The following is an 18,910-nucleotide window of genomic DNA, read 5'->3' on the forward strand; positions in this document are numbered from 1 at the left end:
AGCCACCCTGCCCAGGCAGAGTGGCTTTAAAAATGTGTTCTGGCCGGCTACAGTGCGGGCTTTACCTCCAGAACCGTGTGGGTGCTGCCAGCCTGCCCGGTGGGGGCCAGGCCCTGTACCACCACCAGGTAGCGGCCGGCCTGGTCGCCGGTGTAAAACTGCAGCTGCTGGGGGCCGGCGGCCGTGGTAGTCACGCTCGGGTTCCAGTAGAGCAGGTTGCGCATGTCGGGCAGGCGGCTCTGCTTTTGCTGGGGTGTATCGTAGCGGGGTGCGTAGAACTCCCGCTGCGCCTGCAGGCCCTCGTACTGCTGAATCAGCGCCCGGGAGTCCAGCTCGAAGCCTTCCAGATCACCCTTGTAGGTGGTGTAGCTCACGATGCCGTTGTACACAGTGGAGCCGTGGAAGTAACGGCTGTCGATTACCTCCAGCTTCTGAATTTTCAGCGGATCCATGGCCATCATCTTGTTCACGCTGAAAACGGGCACGCCATCCAGCAATACCAGCGGGTTTTCGGAGAGAATGGCGTTATTGACCTTATCCGTCACCAGGAAGTGGAATCCATCCTTGCGGATACGGACGATAACGCCCGGCACGTACTCGCGCATCACTTCTTCCAGCACCTTGAAACGGGTGTACTTATCCAAGAAGTAGCTTTCGCTTGGCTTACCGTAGAACGCCAGGCTGTCGGAAGGGGCCGGGGCGGAACGCAAGGTTTCTTTGGGGGCGAAGATGGTTTGTACCTGGGTCTGGAAATGCCGCTTGGTATAAGCCCCTTCCAAGCTGGGCTGGGCACGGAACACGGGTGGCAGTGTAGGGGCGTAGCGGCCGGAGAAGGACGAAAGCAACTGAATTTGCGCGGTGCTGTCCTGGCGCGGGTCCGTCTGGATAACCAGTTCCCGGGTACCAGGTACCGCATCAGCTTCAAACTGCACGAGGCCATCGGCGTTGCTCACGGCGTTGGTCAGGCGAATCAGGCGGCTGGGCGAGGCCAAGTAGGCCGTCACGCCCGGGCGGGGAATATCGGTGCCGGGCTGGGTCAGGCGGGCCTGTACCAGCGGACCGCGCAGCTCGGGCAGGTAGGGTAGGGGGGGCGGCGTGGGAGCCAGCACCTGCTCCCATCGAAACCGGCTCCAGCCCTGGGTAAGCATCAGATTATCGGCTGCCTCGGCGGCTTCGGGGCCGGTAGTCGTAAAATAGTACTCGGGGCTTTCGACCTGGCCCTTCAGGTCGGCGCTCAGCCACAGGTAGCTGTTGATATCGGTGGGCCGCGGGGATGATAAGGAATCCAGCCGGTACACGGCCACCGATAAATTGGCCCCCAGAGGCTGCCCCGGCCCGCTCGTGGTAGCCAGGTTCAGGGCTACCTGTTCGCGCAGGGCGTAATAAGGCTTATCGGGTTGAGCGCTGACGGTGAGCTGGTTGCGGGGTGGCTGAAAATACAACCGCTCACACAGCGGCTTGCGGTCGGCGTTAAAAAGGGTGAAATGCGAAATGCCATCGGGCAGCTGACTTGGCTCCACGGTGAAGGTGGCCGCGCCGTTGCGCAGCGTTGCCTGGGTGGCTACGGCTATGTTTTGCCCGGCATGGCCCAGCAGGTACACGGTTTCGGACTGGCTGGTAGTGGCGCGCACTGTTACGGTGAGCGGGCCACTAGCCGGGCGTTCCAGGCGCATGGCGTAGCCCTGGGCGTATATCGGGGGCAACTGGTAGCGCCCCGGCTTGCCGTTGGCCGGGGTTACCACGGCCGTATAGGTGTTGCCGGCTTCCGGCGTAAAGCTGAAGCTACCCAGGCCAAAGCGCAGGGTTTTGAAGGTGGCTACCACCGCGCCGGTCTGGGTGAGCACCTGGCCCTGCACGGCTACACCCTTGCCGTTGGCGTTGGTGGCCTGAAAACCAACTTTACCGGGCAGGCCCTGCACCAGATTACCGCCCTCCGGAAAGAACTGGACCGTGTAAGGCTTGGTCGAATCCGGTGCTGCCGTACCCGAGGCTGCGAAGGTATTGACCACCGTTACGGAGCTGCGGAAGTAGTATTCCGGCCCGAAGTTCTGCATCCAGTTGGTGTAGGCGCGCACTGTGTAGGTGCCCGAGGCCAGGGAGGGCGGCAGGGTAAAGGAGCCCTGCCCCGTAGCCTGCCGGAGCTCTATCCGGGCTTGCAGCACGGGCTTGTTCTTGTGGTTGAGCACCTCCACGTTGGCTACCTTGCTCATAGGCAGCGGGCGGCCGGAGGTGCCATCCACGGCGTACACCTTAAACCACATGGTTTCCCCGGCGGTGTAGAAAGGTCGGTCGAGGTGCAGGAAAAGCTTCTCGGGCAGGGCCGTGCGCTGGTAGCGACTGAAAACGCGCGTGAGGCCGCCCAGCGAATCAGGGACTGTTTGACCTGCCGCGCTGCCGGCCGTTGCCAGCCCTAGGGTTAGTAACAGGGCAAAATAGCGGTTGGAACCGGTTCCGCTTTGGAGTGGATTACTGGCGTAATACATAAGGAATAGGATGATTATGGCCAGAAATCAGGCTTTACCGCTGTGCCACGCGTGCGGCAATCGATACAGTCCCGCGACTTGCTGATGTAGCCATACACTGTACCTGTAGGCGTTTCGAGTGCATAGATGGGCAAGTAGTTGGGATTACTAAATGCAGCCTGCAACGTAGCAGCCGCTGGTGGTGGTGGGGTAGGTCGGTCCAGAAAAATGGTATCGGCGGGCAGACAGCTTTCATAGCCACTTTGAATGCGCCAAGTGGTAGGTAATTCATTCCGGGTAATAAAAAGACGCTTCTGCTCCACTGAGTGGGCACTAATAAATCCCAGAGCTAACTCACTCTCATCATTCAGGCACCGGATGTTACCTGTTAGCTGAGAGGGCAGAGGGTCGAATAGCGTACCAATATTTTCGGTGTTTTTGCGCAGAATTTCCCAATACATGTACTCATCTGCAGTCTGGGCGTGCTGCTTTACCAGAATGCTGTAGCGCTGACGCAGCCGGTCAGCGGTACTGGGTAGAGAGCGAAGTAGATAATTGGAAACCTTATCCTGGGTAAGTCGGGTAGTGCTGGCCAACGCAATAGCCGAAGAGTTATTGGTTGACCAGCATATTGTGGGAAAGGGCGTGACAATATTCTGTATGCGACCATTCTTGTACTCAACCAATGGGTTATAGGGAGAAGTTATTTCCCAGGTTTCGGTGTACTCCCACCGGTAGTATTGCGTCTGGTTAGAGGCATCGTGTGAGCTGACGTAAATACTCAGTCCTTTATCTGCGGCCTGCCAGGTCACGGCATCAATGGGAGGAGTAGTTTTCACCGGTACATACTCGGAGGCGTACTCCTTGCCCGCCGCCGTAAGAATGCGCAAACGGTAGTTTCGCTGCGGGTTCAGCGTAAGTTGGGCCGAGGAATAGGTGCCTTTAACGGTTCCTTCCGGCAGTGTGTGCCGGGACCCGTTTTCTTCTTCAATTGACACAGCGGCTCCTTTCTCGGGCGGCGGCGGTGTTTTGGCTGCAATGTCAACGGTGCGTTGTAAGGTGATGGTGGTAATGCCCTGGCTGTTGATGAAGCCATCCACCACCAGAAACTGTCGGGGGCTACTGACGACGTCGGGCGTGTACGGCTCGATGCAGCTTGGTAGCAGCAGTGCCAGCAGCCACAGTAATGCAGAATAAACGGGAAGGCGGCGTGGCATCTAGAATTTGAAATTATAGGTGATAGTAGGAATGGGCTGGCCAAAGATGGAGAGCTGGTAGCCCTTGATCTGTCCATTTTCCGACTTGAAATAAACCGAATACGGGTTGCGGCGCCCGGTGAGGTTGTACAGGCCCAGCGTCCAGGAACTGTGCGCCAGCTTTTTTACCTTATGGCCGCCTTCTATATTCAGGGCAAAATCGGCGCGGTAATAGTCCGGAATGCGGTAGGCATTGCGTTCGGAGTAGTACACCCGGGTAGCGTTACCGCTGGTGTACTTGGCCAGCGGCAGCGTAATAGGCCGGCCGGTGCTGTACGTGAGGTTGAGGGAGGTACTGAAGCGGCGGCTGAAACGGTAGTTGCCTACCAGCGTAGCATCGTGGGGCTTATCGAAGTTGCTGGGGTAGTAGCGGCCCCCATTCACCATATCGGAAGTGGTGGCCGCATTCACCCGCACCAGGGAGCGGGAATAGGTGTAGCTGAGCCAGCCGTTCACCTTGCCGGTCGTTTTCTTCACCAGCACTTCCACCCCGTAGGCCTTACCCAGCGCATTCACGATGTCCGTTTCGATATGGGGGTTCAGAATCAGAGTAGCCCCGCTCTTGTAGTCCACAAAATCGCGCAACGACTTGTAATATGCCTCCACCGACGTTTCAATGGTGTTGGATTTGAAGTTGCGGTAAAAACCCACTGCGTACTGGTCGCCCACCTGGGGCCGCACGTTGGCGTCGGAGAGCTTCCAGATATCAGCCGGTGAGACGGAAGCCGTATTTGTCAGCTGGTGAATGTACTGGCGGGTGCGGTTGTAGCTGAGCTTCACGGAGGAGTTATCGGTGAGGGCGTAGCGGGCCGAGAGGCGGTACTCGGGGCCGTGGTAGGTAGCCAGCACCTTGCCCGAGCCGTAGCGGAGCGTATCAATAATGGTATTCTCCGATTTGGACAGGCCGGCCGCGTACTGGTACACATCCCGGGGGCCCAGGGCGTTGAACAAGGAGTAACGCAAGCCCACCGCCACCGAGAAGCGCGGACTCACATCAATCCGGTCTGAAACGTAAAGGGCGCTTTCCAGGGCCTGCTCGCGGCCCAGAATAGCGGGGGCTATCAGGGAGCCTTCCCCGTTGGGCTTCAGGCTGCCCGGTGAAATCTGGTACAGCAGGCTGCTCACCCCAAAATCAATGGTGTGTTTGGTATTGGGGAAGTAGCTGAAATCAGCCTGGAGGTTGGTTTGCTTGATGCCGTACTGCAGTCGGGAGGCCGTTACCGGGTTTTTCTCGCTGGTAATATCATAGCCGTAGTGGCTGTAAGCGCCCGTGAATACGCCGTAAATCTTGTTGTTGAAGCTGTGCTGCCATTTCAGGCTGGCATTCTGGTTGATGTACTGGTAAGTGGTGTCACTGGCCAGTCGAAACCGGTCGGCACTCAGGTAGCCGGTAGCGTACACGCTGTTTTTGTCGTTGAACTGCTGGCTGACGTGGGCACTCACATCATAAAACGAGGCAGTGCTGTTGCGAAACGAACTGTTGGAGAGCCGCCGCAAAATCCAGTCGGAGTAGCTGCTGCGCCCACTGATAATAAAGCTGCTCTTGTCCTTCACAATGGGGCCTTCCAGCGTCAGACGGCCGGTTAGCGGGCCAATGCCCCCGGAGCCGGAAAACTTTTTGCGGTTGCCTTCCCGGGTGGTAATTTCCAGTACCGATGACAGCCGCCCGCCGTACTTGGCCGGAATGGCACTCTTGTATAGTTCCACCGTTTGCAGAATATCGGGGTTGAAGGCCGAGAAAAAGCCGAACAGGTGGGAGGGGTTGTAAATAGTAGTACCGTTGAACAGAATCAGGTTCTGGTCGGTGGCGCCGCCTCGCACGTTCAGGCCGGTGTTGCCTTCCCCCACCGATTTTACCCCCGGCAGCGTCAGAATCACCCGCAGAATATCGGTTTCGCCGAAGGCAGTGGGGACTTGGCGCATGGTTTTGATGTCCAGCTTCGTCAGACCCATCTGCATGCCGGCCACGTTTTTGTCCTTCTCCGCCTCAATTACTACTTCCTTCAGCGAGGTGATATCCTCTTCCACCTCAATTTCCAGCCGGCCGTCACCGCGCAGGAATACCTGCCGCTTCGTGTTCTTGACGCCAATACCCCGGATTTTGATGTCGCGCCGCCCCACCGGAACTGTGAGGGAGTAGTAACCGAACTGGTCGGTGCTGGTGCCCGCGTCCGGGTTTTCCGTGTACACCGTCGCGCCGATGATGGGCTGTCCCGATTTCAGGTCGCGTACGTGGCCCGCCAGCGTGGCTTTACCGGTTCCCGCACCCGTGCCCGTGCCAATATCATGCACCACGTACTCAGCCTCGCGCACGTAGCGGGAGCGGCCCACGGGCGTATTCTGTTGCGGGGCCGCCGCGTCGGCGCGGGCAATTGTTGCGCCGTCAATGGTATTCTGGAAAAACGTGCTGGGCAAAGTGGCCTCGATGGGCTTACCCGCAGTAACGAATACGCGCTTCTCATCATCCACCGCAAAACGAAATCCTGTGGGCTGCAATGCCTGGGTCAGTGCCGCCGGTACCGGCAGATTCTGCGCTTTCAGGGTAATGAACAGACTATCGGTAGCGGCCGGATCGAAATAGAAACGGTAGCTGGTCTGGCTTTCAACGAGGCGGACAAACTGTTCGAAGGGTACGCGGGTAAAAGTGCCATCCAAGACCTTCTCGGTTTGCTGCGCTTGGCCGGGTACGTTGATTAGTAGGCTGAAAAGTAGATAAAATAAAAAGTAAATATGCTTCATATGAGAACGGGCTATTTGGGTGGAAAATTAGATGAAAAAAAATAAAAAATGATCTAATAAGTACTTGAATTATGATAAATGCACAATTCAAGTAGGCTTTTTTCAATATTTTTTTTATTAAATTTTAAATTTCTTGACTTAATATACTCCTGAATTTGAGGCGCGTTTTCGCTGAATGCGCGCAATGCAGTCCCTTTTGAAGAGGTGAAATAGTAGGTTCCATTATTGCAGATATAAAATTTATCAATTGGGGAAAATTCAGCTTCTACTCTTTTTTGTGTGATTTGTTTTTGTAACTTTTTTGTGCGACGGGCTAATAGCATTGTGTTGCCACTGTTCAATACTTCATAATAGCCGGTGTTAATATTATTCTTGCTACTATCAGTTACTATTCGGGTGAAATAGTGTTCATTAATAGTGAAATTACTTACGTTTTCATTTATGAGACGTAGCATAAATGGACTGTTAGGAAACGATAAAATTACTTGGTCAAGAACTGTGTCATAGGCGAGAGACAGGTTGTCAAAATATTCCCCGTTGTAAGTAACCGTACCAGGTTGTTTTTCAGGCCAGGTAAAATACTGGTGACCTGTGCGGACACTATACCGCAAAGAATAATCAATGTATTCAGGTCCGCTGTACAACAGAGTTGAATTAGGAAACGCAGGTGCGTACCGCAGTTGCGCAGTTTCCATACGTGCAGTAAGCTCATCACTGGCAGTAGCAGACTGGCCCAAGGCAGCTGAACAGTACATGAGACTTAGCATACTATAGAAAGCAATAAAAGGTATTTTCATGGAAATGGGGGGTAGGAGTAAAGGAACCTGTAAGTCCACTTTCAAGGAATAAGCCAGGTAATAGACAGGAAAGGTATTACAAATAGCGGTTATATAGTAGCTTACTGCCATTTTGCGTGGGACACTATATCTGATTGATAAACAACGAAGCTGCAGTGTAAGGCCGCCTGCTTACGACTCCACATTGAACCGGTAATCGATAACAAGTGGCGCGGACGACGAGACGCAAGCAGACGGCCCTATACCGGTCAGCAAACCGCCACATATCAATATTGGATTGGCCTTTGTGCGAAGAAAACCTATAATCTCAACAGCCCGCTCCTGCGGAGAACTACTGTAATGCGCTATATCTCCCTCGACCTTGAAACCACTGGCGGCAACTCGCTGCGTCATCAGATTCTGGAGCTGGCGGCCGTGGTGGAAGACACCCGCAAACTGCTGCCACTGGCGGAGCTGCCGTATTTCCGGCGCGTGGTGCGTCACCCGGAGCTAACCGGTACGGCCGGGGCGCTGGCGCTGAACGCCGGTTTGCTGCGCGAACTGGCCCGCAAAGAACCCAACCCGGAGCTGTGCACGCCCGAGGAACTGCTGCCACAGCTGCGCGAATTTCTGCTGGCCCAGGGTTTCAAAACCGATAAAAAGGACTGCGTGGCTGTAACGATGGCTGGCAAGAACATTGCCTCCTTCGATCTGGGCTTTCTGCGCGAATTGCCCGGCTACGGCACGCTGGTGCGTGCCGAGCCTGCCATGCTCGACCCGGCCGCATTCTACCTCAACTGGCGCAAAGACACCCGCCTGCCTACCATGCAAATCTGCAAGGCCCGCGCCGGCTTCGAAGACGATACGGTAGCCCACCAAGCCCTGGCCGACGCGCTGGACGTGGTGCAACTGCTGCGGCCGTTTTACGAGCTACCGGCATATAAAAGAGTAACTGAGTAGCGGAGTAATTGAGCAGTTGTTCTGGTGATTGTACAGACTTAGCAACCAGCTTCTAGCGCAGTAACTGTGTAGTAGGGCTGTAAAAAAAAATAGCTGAGTAGCTGCTCTGGCGCGCATTGTGCGGGTACCAGAACAACTACTCAGCTACTCAAATACTTAGTTACTCCTTACCAGTCGCCGGAGGCACCGCCCCCGCCGGAGCTGCCGCCGCCGAAACCGCCGAAGCCGCCCGAGTCACCGCCGCCGCCGCCGCCAAATACGCCGCGGCCGCCGCTGAAGTCGCCAAAGATAATAGGCGGAATCATGGCCCCGCCGAAGCCCCGGTTGCGCCGGCCGCCCGAGCTGCCGCCGCCCCGGTTCCGGAGCAGAATAAACAGTAGCAGCGCCCCAATAACCACCCAGAACATCCAGCCCCCGCCGCTGTCATCCGAAGAGGACCGACGGTTGCGGGGCTGGGTGGCGGGGTCGGCCTTGTATTCGCCTTTGGCCAGGGCAATGAGCTGGTCGGTGGCGCGGTCAAGGCCCTCGTAGTAGCGGTTTTCCTTGAACGCCGGCGTGAGCGTGCTGGTGATGATGCGCTTGGCCAAGGCATCCGGAATAGCGCCTTCCAGGCCGTAGCCGGGCTGAATCCGCACCTTGCGTTCCTGCTTGGCAATAAGAATCAGGACGCCGTTATTGTTGTTTTTCTGGCCTATGCCCCACGTTTCGTAGAGCTGCTGGGCGTAGCCGGCAATTTCGTAGTCGCCGAGCGTGGGGATGGTCACCACCGCAATCTGCGACGAGGTAGAATCATTGTAAGCCACCAGCTTGCGCTCCAACTGGGCCACCTCATCGGGGCGCAACAGGCCCGCCAGGTCGTTGACGAGGCGGGGCGGGTTGGGGCGGGGCGGCACGTTCTGGGCCAGGGCCGCCAGCTGCAGCAGCAACAGGCAGGCCGCCAGCAGCCAGCTGCGCCGCAGGAAAAAGTAGAACAGGTGCTTCATGGACGTTTGGTAGACGAATCGCCAAAGGAGATGGAGTCGTCCAGCTCGTTCTGGTCGGTTTTGGCATCGTAGGGAAAGTAGCGGCGCAGCTGCTCGCCTACCAGCCGGATGCCCTGTTCCAGGCCATCCACGTATTTCTCGGTCCGGAAATGCTGCAATACATTTTCCTTGGCGGTTTCCCAGAAGTCATCGGGCACGGCGGAGTTGATGCCCGTGTCGCCAATAACGGCAAACTGCCGACTCTGCCAGGCCAGATAAAACAGCACGCCATTGCGTTGCGCTGTCCGGTGCATACCGAGCTCGGCAAACACCTGGGCGGCGCGGTCCAGGGGCTCGGGCGTGGGACAGGTATCTTCCAGATGGACCCGGATTTCGCCGGAAGTACGCAGTTCGGCCTGCCGGATAGCCGCTACCAGTGCTGCTTCCTGCTCCGAAGAGAGTGGGTTTGTCATAAAATCGGTTTTTGGTTGTTCGTTTTCAGTTTTTGGTCCTGGACATCAGCTGCCCAGAAACCAAAAACCAGAAACCAAAAACGATACTAGAACTGAACGGTAGGCGCTTTCTGAGCCGCGGCATCGGCGGCGAAGTAGGGCTTCTCGGCGAAACCGAACATGCCCGCAAACAGGTTATTCGGGAAGCTCTTGATGTAGCCGTTGTAGTCGTTGGTGAGCGTATTGAGCTTATTGCGCTCCACGTTGATGCGGTTTTCGGTGCCTTCAATCTGGGCCTGCAGCTCCTGGAAGTTGGCGTTGGCCTTCAACTCGGGGTAGTTTTCCGATACGGCCAGCAAACGGCCCAGGCCAGCACTTACCTGCGACTGGGCTTCCTGGAACTGCTTCAGGTTTTCGGGAGTCAGGTTATCGGCGTTCAGCTGCACGCTGGTAGCCTTGGCCCGGGCTTCGATTACTTCGGTCAGGGTTGATTTCTCGAAGTTGGCGGCACCCTTCACTGTATTTACCAGGTTTGGAATCAGGTCGGAGCGGCGCTGGTAGGCGCTTTGCACGTTGCCCACCTGGGCTTTTACCGCCTGGTCTTTGGACACCATGGAGTTGTAACCGCACGAGGATTGCGTGAGTAGCAGCACCAGACCGGCAAAGTAGAGCAGAAAACGTTTCATGGGGAGAAAGTAAGAAAAGTGAAAAAGGGAGAGGAAAAACGTTTGGGAAGGTCAATATCGGCAGGGCCGCGTCGGTTTTAACGGCCGGCGGCTACAAAACGGCCGGCTGCCTGTTATTGCACGTAGCCGAACCGTTGCGCTGCAAAGTACGAATTCGCGCTCCGGTAGTTGTACCGGGCCTTGCTCCGGTGCTATTGCGTATTTTGCGCGTCGGTGCTCCCCGATTTTTCTCTCGCATGAAAGCAGTTATTCCCGTAGCCGGTATCGGCTCCCGTTTACGTCCGCACACGCATACCCAGCCCAAAACCCTGGTTCCCGTCGCCGGCAATACCATTCTGGGCCACATCATCGACCGGCTGGTAGAAGCCGGGGTGCAGGAATTCGTGTTCATTATCGGCTACCTGGGCGAGAAAGTGGAGCAGTACGTGCGCAAGCAGTACCCCGAATTGCAGAGCACGTTTGTGGTGCAGGAACCGCGCGAAGGCATTGCCCACGCCCTCTGGCTGGCCCGGGAACAGTTCCGCCACGAAGCAGACGGTATCCTGATCATGCTCGGCGACACCATTGTGGACGTGGACCTGCCGGCCATGATGCGCACGCCCGGCAACGTGCTGGCCGTGAAAGAGGTAAAAACGCCCTCGATGTTCGGTCTGGTGGAAACCGCCACCAACGGCCGCGTGACGAAAGTGGTGGAGAAGCCGCGCATCCCGAAGTCGAACTACGCTATGGTGGGGCTTTACAAGATTGCCAACGCCGACTGGCTGGCCTCGGCCCTGGAACGCATTGTGGAGCAGGACCAGCGCACCCACGGCGAGTTTCAGCTCACGGATGCGCTCATGCTTATGATCCAGGACGGCGCCGAAATGACCACGGCCTCGGTGGATAACTGGTTTGACTGCGGCCGCAAGGAGAGCCTGTTGGAAGCCAACGCCCGCCTGCTCAACCGTCCCGAGTTTCTGAAGCGCCGCGAGTTTCCGGAGTTTCCGGATACCATCATCATCCCGCCCGTCAGCATCGGCAAAGACTGCCAGATTTCGGGCTCCATCATCGGTCCCAATGTGGCCATCGGTGACCGGACCATCGTTAAGAACACCATCCTGACCGATTCCATCATCGGCTCCTACTCCGAGCTGCGCTCCGCCGTCATGCACGACTGCATCGTGGGCTCCGACGCCCTGTTCCGCGGCACCCGCCACAGCCTCAACATCGGCGACAACACGGAAATCGATTATAGCTAAGCGGTGAAGTTGTGAAATGGTGAGTTTGATGTTCTGTTTGTGCGGTTAACGCCTTCAGAACATCAAACTCACCACTTCACCATTTCACAACTTCACCATTTGTGTATCCGCTGCGGGCAGATTGTCGTTACTTTAGCCCGATGCGCTACCCGACCTCCTTCTCCCGCCTGCTGCCCACCCTGGGCCTGACGCTGTTGCTCCTGCCCGGCTGCTACTCCCGCTCCGATATGAAAGGAGAGGACGCTACCACCGAAAAACCCACGGCCGAAATGCCCGACGCTGTGCGGCCCACGGAAGCCCCCGGTGTGGAGGCTCCGGAGGAAGCATCGGACGTGGTGAGCAGTGTCGCTGTTCAGCCGTTGCAGGCCGTGAACGTGTTTCTGGAAGTGTCGGGCTCCATGGAAGGCTTTATGCCCAAAACCGGAGCCAGCGGCGAGAACACGCGGTTTCAACAGCACGTGGCGCAGCTACTTTCGGAAATCAACCGGACGCCGGCCTCCCGGAAAAAGGCGTTTTTTCGCATCAAGGAAAAGCCCTACGCCGATACCTACCAGGGCATTTCGGGGACAGTGCGTAGCGGCATTCAGCAGCCCGCCAAAAGCACCGACCTGCCCGCCGTGCTCGATACGCTGATGACGCGCTACTACCAGCCCGGCACCGTGAGCGTCCTGATTTCGGACTTCATCTACTCGCCCAAGAACGCCGGGGCCATTCCTTACATCAAAACCGACATCACCGACGCCCTGCAGCGCAACGGCGCGCAGCCCGATCTGGCTGTGTCGGTGTACGGCTACACGTCGGATTTCCGGGGCACGTATTATCCAGCGTTGAAGGCTGCGGGCAAGAAAACCAACTGCTGCGACACCGAAATTCCCTACTACATCTGGGTGCTGGGGCCGGCTGCGGCCGTGCGGCAGTTTGATGCCGCGCTGCTGGAGCAGCAGCCCGCCAAGCAGGCGCATTTCGGCGTCATGTATCCGCGGCCGGCGTATTCGCTGCTCAGCAAATACCAGAACAAAGGCAGCTGGTACTACGGCGACGCCGGGGCCAGCAAACGTAGCGCCGACGCCTACCGCGTGGTGGCCGTATCGGAAGCCTCGGCTCAGCAGCCGGTGGAGTTTGTGGTGGGCCTAAACCTGGGCCAGCTGCCCGGCCAGTACCGCGACGTGGCTTACCTCATGCAGAACCTGACGCTGCAGGGCGTGGACACCGACGCCAAGCTCCTCGACGTGCAGGCGGCCTCGGCCCAGACCAAGGCCAGCAGCGGCCCGGAAAGCAAGTTCACTCACTTCGCCAAAATCCGCCTGACGAAAGCGCCCAAAGCGGCCCGCCCGCTGGTGCTGCGCCTCCAGGACCAGCGCCCTGCCTGGGTTGCCCAGTGGACCACCCGCAACGATGGCACACCCGCTGCCAAAACCTTCGCCCTCAGCTCCCTGCTCGACGGTTTGGAGCCCCAGGCGGCCGGGGAGAAGCGTCCGGTGTTTGAGCTGCCCCTGACGGTGCAGCCGGCCGAGTAGCACCCTGCGGGCAGCGCGCCGCCGCTGTTTTGCGTATACCAACCCTATGCGCGCTGTCTCACTTGGCACGATAGTCGTGCAGCAGCCCGCCAGGCAACGGTTGCGCGCCGCATACAATTTCGCCTCCGTCGTATCGTTCCATCACCCGCGAAGGGAAACTTCGCGTTACTTCCTTTCATGAAAGCACTCTTCCGCTTCCTCTACGAACTCATCGGCGCCCCCCAACCACCCGCCGACACCCCCGTGTACCGCGACGTTATCTTCCCCAACCTGGGGCTGCTGAACCTGGGCATTTCGCTTGGGCTGGTGGTGGTGTTCTACCTGCTCATCAACCGGGCCATGGGCGTGGCTACCTTCAACAAGGGCCGGCACTGGGCCATCTTCCTGGGGCTGAATGCGCTGATTGCCTTTATCGTCACCATCTGGCAGACCAACGCCCAGCAGGTCACCGACCACAGCTACATCTACTGGCTGGCCACCTGGAACGCCATTTTGGGCATGTTCTGGTTTTTCCTGTTCTCCGTGCTGCTCAAGCGTGCCTCCACCAACGCCAGCACGACACCGTTTTAAATCACAGATGTTGCTGATGTAAGGATTACCCAGATTGCGGCAGGGCTTGCTTGCGTTGTCGGCCGTCTGGGTAATCAATCAGCGAAATCAATCTTAATCTGCAAAATCTGCGATTCATGGCTAAACTCTTTTTATTCGGTATTGGCGGCACGGGTTCCCGCGTGATTCGCTCGCTCACGATGCTGCTGGCGGCGGGTGTGGAGCTGCCCAACTGCGACCGGGTGGTGCCCATAATCATCGACCCCGACGCGCACAACGGCGACATGAACCGCACGGTGCAGCTGCTGCAGAGCTACCAGCAGATCTACAAGCGCCTCGGCCCCCGCGAAGAAGGCTTCTTCAAAACCGATATCAGTACGCTGAGCGGCATTTCGCAGGACGTGAACGGCTCGGTGAAGGATACCTTCATCTTCGACTTCGGCGGCATCAACCAGAGCTTCCGGCAGTACCTGAGCTACGACGGGTTGAGCGTGGACTCGAAGGGACTGGTGGATCTGCTGTTCACCCAGGACAACCTGGAAAGCCCGCTGACCATTGGCTTCCGCGGTTCGCCGAACGTGGGCAGCATCGTGCTGAATAAGCTGGTGGAAAGCCCGGAAATGCGGTTTTTCGCCGATAACTTCCAGGACGGTGACCGGGTGTTCTTCGTGTCGAGCATCTTCGGCGGTACGGGTGCGGCGGGCTTCCCGCTGATGCTCAAGAACCTGAAGGACACCAACACCCGCCTCAGCAACGCCCGCTACCTGCGCGACGCGCCCACTGGCGCCGTGACAGTGATGCCCTACTTCGCCCTCCAAAGCGAGGACAATGCCGTCATCGACTCCAACAACTTCCTGACGAAAACCAAGGCGGCGCTCAGCTACTACGAGCACAACCTCCAGGGGCTCGACGCGCTGTACTACCTAGCCGATACGCCCGATACGCCCTACGAAAACCAGCCCGGCGGCACCCAGCAGAAGAACAAGGCCCACGTAATTGAGCTGCTGGCCGCCCTGAGCATCGTGGACTTCATGCGCTACTCGCCCGCCGAACTGCGCACCGGCGGCCCGCACTTCCACGAGTACGGCCTGCAGACCGACGCGCCGGAAATCCAGTTTAGCCACCTGCCCGATGAGTCGCGCGAAATCATTGCCAAGCAGCTCACGCAGTTCCTGTACTTCACGCGCTACCACAAGCAGCACCTGCCCACCGACAAAGCGCCGTACGCCGACAACCTGAAGCTGGACTACGCCATGCGCAACGAGCCTATCTTCCGGGAGCTGAACACCTTCCTGCATAGCCCCGATTCAGGCGTAGACCAATGGCTGCAGGAACTGGCCCAGAACCGCCGCGCTTTCCGTCCCTTCGACCTGCAGACCGAAGACTTCAACGCCATGATCCTCGGCAAGCCGGTGGAAAAGAAGTGGAACGACTTCTTCAACAAAGGTCTCAGCCACAATTACTTGCTCGACAACCTCAACAAAACCGAGAAGTCCATCCAGGAACCCGACAACTTCCGCAAGCTGCTGGAGCTGTTCTATGATGTGACCGATAAGGCGTTTGAGGAGAAGGTAAAGGTGGTGTAGAACAAAAACTCCCCTCCTTGGAAAGGAGGGGACGCCGTGCCGCAGGCGCGGCTGGGGTGGTTTGCCCGTGTGCTGATGTTGTTTGCCTGAACGACCCAAGCCGCACCGTTCTAACGCATCAACCACCCCTAGCCCCTCCTTTCCAAGGAGGGGAACTAGCTTTCTAGTTGTAGTTTCTAGCAGTAAAAAATCACCCCGAACAACCTTCGTCTGGCTCCCCCTCTCCCGGAGGGGAGGGGGCCGGGGGGTGGGGTCCCGATATGGCCAAAGTCCTTCGCTTACACAACAACGGCTCCCAGCAGGTGCAGGGCTGGCAGAAAACCGCCCCCGTCACCAGCACCGAAATCAACACCGTGACGGACCCCGCGGGGGGCAAGTCGCGCAACCTGGCCGTGAGCATCCCGACGCCGTTTGCGCGGATGCACCTGTTCGAAACGGCTTTTGATTTCCTGGCCCGGGAGGGGCAGCGCAACCCTGGCTCGGTGTACCACGAGCTGACGACCCACTTCTGGGACTTGCTGGAGCTGCTCTACAACTACCACCTCTACACCCAGGCCGGCCGCAAAATCACGCTGCGCCGCTGGAATGCCGAGGCCGAAATCCGCCGGATGCGGCAGGACGAGGGCACGCGCCTGCTGGGCGAAACCCTGCAGCTGTACATGCAGGACGAGCGGTTCCGCGACTTCTCCGACATGTATCTGGTGTACTATGAGTCGCCGGAGCTGGCGGGCGGCACGCGCCTGCTGGGCGGCACCTCGCCGCTGACCATCCTGTTCACCGGCCCCGCCGTGACGCCTCTAGACTTAGAGCGCCCGCAGGCCCGCGGCCACTACTTCGACCAGCAAACTGTGCTGCTCGAAGACCGCGATCCGCAGTTCCGCGAGTTCGTGTATGAGCTGTTTCTGGCGTATCCGCAGTTGCAGCGCCGCGAGTTTGCCGGCAGCGTGTACGCCGGCTTCGACCGCGCAAAAATCAATCAGCTCCAGATGCAGGGCGACCGGAGCGCCCAGCAGTTTGCCGCCCGCTACCCGGCCCTGGCCGACGTGCAGGGCAACCTAGTGAGCGTGAAAGGTGTGCCGCTGCCCGGCCGCGCCGACCAGTCGGCCGTCACCAGCTCCGACCTGTTCATCCAGCCCACCCGCGAATCGACGACGGGCCGGCCGCGCCCCTTGGTGCTGCGCCCGAATCTGACGATGCCCGGCGCCAACTACCTCAACGGCCAGCCCTGGGACGACCGTACGCCGGTGCCCTACTACGATGAAGTAGCCCTGGAAAGCCGTGTGCTGCCCGGCAAAGGCTTCAAGTACCCCTACCTCACGGTGGGCGACCTGCTGGAAGATTCCCTGGTGGAGCTGCCCTACGAGTTGAACACCCAGCGCTTCCACACTGGCAAAGTCACGTTCCAGTACGGAGCCGACGGCCAGGGTCGGGCGCGGTTTCCGTATCTGCTGCCGCTGAAACAGGCGTTTTTCGAGTACTTCACCGAGAACGAGCTGGCCGAGCTGCTCACCTTCACCATCGACCTGAGCCACGTGCGCGTGCAGCTGCGGGTGCCGGTGCAGGCGGGTCGCTTCATCACGTTTGAGCGCAGCTACTACCACAATCCGCAAAACCCCAAGGATGCCCAGGGCCGCGAGATTCTGGAGAAGGGCCGCATTGTGAAAGCCGCCGTGGGCGTGGGCGTGTTCCCGTTCTACAAGGTGCGCTACCAGCCCGAGTACAACGACCTCTACAAGGTGATGCTGGTGGATGCCGACAACGCGCCCACCATGCTCAACCGCCGCTACGACCTCACGTTCTTCGTGAACGGGGAGCGAATCACGGAGCAGGGAGCCGCCCGCCGTGCCACCCGCTACGAGCGCACCCAGAAAAGCATGGCCACCGCCGGCAGCACCTACTACGAAGTCACCGGCACCCATTTCGACCTCGCGGAGTTGACCTGTCCGCCCGCCACCATTGGTGCGGAGCCGGCGCGGGGCCTGTTCGTGCCGCGCTGGCGCGAGCTGGACCGGGGTACCCGCCGCTTCACCTTCGCGGTGGACTTTGGCACCACCAACACCCACATTGCCTACGCCGATTCGCCGAGCGCGCACCCGCGCCCGCTCACTATCGGGGAAGCCGATGTGCAGGTGGAGTGGCTGCACGCGCCGGTAGCCGACCAGGGCCTTTCGGCCGCCCAGCGCTACCGCACCGGGGCCGGCCAGATCTGGGACAACATTGCTACGCTGCAAAACCGCGAGTTTGTGCCGTCATTCCTAGGGGAAGGCGGCTCGGTGTATGAGTTTCCGATTCGTACTGCCGTGTGCGAAACCACGTCGTTTGCCAACGAGCCGGCCAAGGTGCTTAGCAACATCAACATCGGCTTCAGCATCAACACCGAAAACACGGCCGAGCTGCCCCAGAACCGCTTCATCACCAACCTGAAGTGGTCGGCGGAGCTGGACCCGCAGGGCGTGTCGCGCATTGAGGCCTTCTTCCGGGAAATTCTGCTGCTGCTGCGCCACAAGGCGGCGCTGCACGGCGGCATTCTGGAAGACACCCGCGTGGTGTGGTTTGCGCCGCTGAGCTTTGATGGGTTCCTGCGCAACCAGTTCCAGCAGGTCTGGGACGAGTCGTTCCGGCAGGTGTTCAAGGCCAACCGCCCCACCATCTGCCTCACCGAGTCGGTGGCCCCGTACTACTACCTCACCGCCACCAACCAGGTAGTGCCCAACCGCGACGAAAACGTGGTGAACATCGACATTGGCGGCGGCACCACCGACTTGCTGCTGTTCGCTGACCAGAAGCCGGCCTACAGCACCTCGTTCCGCTTCGCCGGTGACGACCTGTGGGGCGACGGCTACGCCCGCGTGCAGGGCGCGCCCAAGCAGAATGGCCTGCTGCGCCTCGGCGTGGGCCACGTGGAAAGCCTGCCCGACTCCGAACAAAATCAGGAGTACAAAGGCTATCTGCGCGCCGCCCTCAGCAACAACGATTTCGGCTCCGCCGACGTGACCAGCCTGCTGTTTAAGTACGATGATGCGCTGCGCTTCACCCAGGCCCTGGGTCTGGGCAAGGGCCGGCAGCTGCGGGTGCTGTTCTACCTGCACTACACCAGCATCATCTACCACACGGCCCAGCTTACCAAGCACCTCGGCCTGAAAACGCCACGCTACCTGTGCTTCTCGGGCAAAGGCAGCCTCTACCTGCGCCTGCTGGCCGGGGGCAGCTCGCTGGTGGCCATTGAGAAGATTACGAAGGCCATCTTCCAAGCCGTGACGGGCGTGGAGCCGCCCCACAATTTCCGCGTCATCCTGGCCGACAACCCCAAGGAAGCCACCACCAACGGCGGCGTGCTATTCGAAGAAAAAACCACCACCGACTACGACAACATCAAGCCCGTGAAGTACAGCGGCGCCGTGGAAGGCACCGAGCTCAACCAGCAGCGTCTGAAGCTAAACCAAGTAGATGCCGAGCTGAAAAACACGGTGCTGGATAACGTCCGCAACTACCTCACCCTGGTGCTGGAAGGCGACGAAGTGGCTCCGCTGCTGCGCGAAGTAGGCGTGGACGTGGACCGTCAGCGCGTGAAAGACATTCTGCTCCGCGAAATCGAGGACAGCCTGAGCCTGGGTCTGCACCAGTTTCAGCGCCAGCTTTCCTCCGACGAGACCCTGCCGGAAACTCTGTTCTTCCTACCGCTGAAACAGGCGCTGTATAACCTGAGCCGCGAGCTGCAGGCGTAGCT

13 protein-coding genes are annotated in these 18,910 nt (G+C 58.8%); 6 read left to right on the forward strand and 7 right to left on the reverse strand.

The features are described from left to right. Positions 1-47 precede the first annotated feature (47 nt). Genes EI293_RS13420 through EI293_RS13435 form a run of 4 tightly spaced genes read right to left on the reverse strand, consistent with a single transcriptional unit; the run spans position 48 to position 7,254 of the window. Positions 48-2,483, reverse strand: coding sequence for an MG2 domain-containing protein (locus EI293_RS13420; protein ID WP_125438668.1), 2,436 nt, complete (start codon positions 2,481-2,483; stop codon positions 48-50). 14 nt (positions 2,484-2,497) lie between these two features. Further along, positions 2,498-3,679, reverse strand: coding sequence for a DUF4249 domain-containing protein (locus EI293_RS13425; RefSeq protein ID WP_125438670.1), 1,182 nt, complete (start codon positions 3,677-3,679; stop codon positions 2,498-2,500). Further along, positions 3,680-6,457, reverse strand: a complete 2,778-nt coding sequence (locus EI293_RS13430) for a TonB-dependent receptor (RefSeq protein WP_125438672.1) — start codon at positions 6,455-6,457, stop codon at positions 3,680-3,682. Positions 6,458-6,510: 53 nt separating this feature from the next. Beyond that, a complete protein-coding gene (locus tag EI293_RS13435) occupies positions 6,511-7,254 on the reverse strand; it encodes a hypothetical protein (RefSeq protein WP_125438674.1) in 744 nt (247 codons plus the stop codon). A gap of 339 nt (positions 7,255-7,593) precedes the next feature. Here EI293_RS13435 and EI293_RS13440 point away from each other — a divergent pair, with 339 nt between their 5' ends. Beyond that, positions 7,594-8,193 carry a 3'-5' exonuclease gene (locus EI293_RS13440; RefSeq protein ID WP_125438676.1) on the forward strand — a complete coding sequence of 200 codons (600 nt, stop codon included), beginning with the start codon at positions 7,594-7,596 and terminating at the stop codon, positions 8,191-8,193. A gap of 167 nt (positions 8,194-8,360) precedes the next feature. On the opposite strand, the gene EI293_RS13445 is transcribed toward EI293_RS13440, so the two are convergent. The 3 genes from EI293_RS13445 to EI293_RS13455 all read right to left on the reverse strand — a co-directional run bounded on the left by EI293_RS13445 (position 8,361) and on the right by EI293_RS13455 (position 10,293). Next, positions 8,361-9,176, reverse strand: a complete 816-nt coding sequence (locus EI293_RS13445) for a TPM domain-containing protein (protein ID WP_125438678.1) — start codon at positions 9,174-9,176, stop codon at positions 8,361-8,363. Continuing rightward, positions 9,173-9,628, reverse strand: coding sequence for a TPM domain-containing protein (locus tag EI293_RS13450; protein ID WP_125438680.1), 456 nt, complete (start codon positions 9,626-9,628; stop codon positions 9,173-9,175). The genes EI293_RS13445 and EI293_RS13450 overlap by 4 nt, the downstream gene beginning before the upstream one ends. 86 nt (positions 9,629-9,714) lie before the next feature. Further along, on the reverse strand, positions 9,715-10,293 hold the full coding sequence (locus EI293_RS13455; RefSeq protein ID WP_044000713.1) for a LemA family protein: 579 nt from the start codon (positions 10,291-10,293) through the stop codon (positions 9,715-9,717). Between the two features lie 236 nt (positions 10,294-10,529). Here EI293_RS13455 and EI293_RS13460 point away from each other — a divergent pair, with 236 nt between their 5' ends. The 5 genes from EI293_RS13460 to EI293_RS13480 all read left to right on the forward strand — a co-directional run bounded on the left by EI293_RS13460 (position 10,530) and on the right by EI293_RS13480 (position 18,908). Beyond that, positions 10,530-11,531 carry a sugar phosphate nucleotidyltransferase gene (locus EI293_RS13460; protein WP_125438682.1) on the forward strand — a complete coding sequence of 334 codons (1,002 nt, stop codon included), beginning with the start codon at positions 10,530-10,532 and terminating at the stop codon, positions 11,529-11,531. Positions 11,532-11,671: 140 nt separating this feature from the next. Beyond that, positions 11,672-13,048 carry a hypothetical protein gene (locus EI293_RS13465; protein ID WP_125438684.1) on the forward strand — a complete coding sequence of 459 codons (1,377 nt, stop codon included), beginning with the start codon at positions 11,672-11,674 and terminating at the stop codon, positions 13,046-13,048. Positions 13,049-13,225: 177 nt separating this feature from the next. Next, the gene (locus tag EI293_RS13470) at positions 13,226-13,618 is read left to right on the forward strand and encodes a hypothetical protein (RefSeq protein WP_125438686.1); all 393 of its coding nucleotides are present in this window, start codon (positions 13,226-13,228) and stop codon (positions 13,616-13,618) included. Positions 13,619-13,734: 116 nt separating this feature from the next. Then, positions 13,735-15,183, forward strand: a complete 1,449-nt coding sequence (locus EI293_RS13475; protein ID WP_125438688.1) for a hypothetical protein — start codon at positions 13,735-13,737, stop codon at positions 15,181-15,183. A gap of 260 nt (positions 15,184-15,443) precedes the next feature. Continuing rightward, positions 15,444-18,908, forward strand: a complete 3,465-nt coding sequence (locus tag EI293_RS13480; protein WP_125438690.1) for an acetate and sugar kinases/Hsc70/actin family protein — start codon at positions 15,444-15,446, stop codon at positions 18,906-18,908. Positions 18,909-18,910: the final 2 nt, after the last annotated feature.

Origin of the sequence: Hymenobacter perfusus, from assembly GCF_003944765.1 — a bacterium.
GTDB classification, from domain to species: domain Bacteria; phylum Bacteroidota; class Bacteroidia; order Cytophagales; family Hymenobacteraceae; genus Hymenobacter; species Hymenobacter perfusus.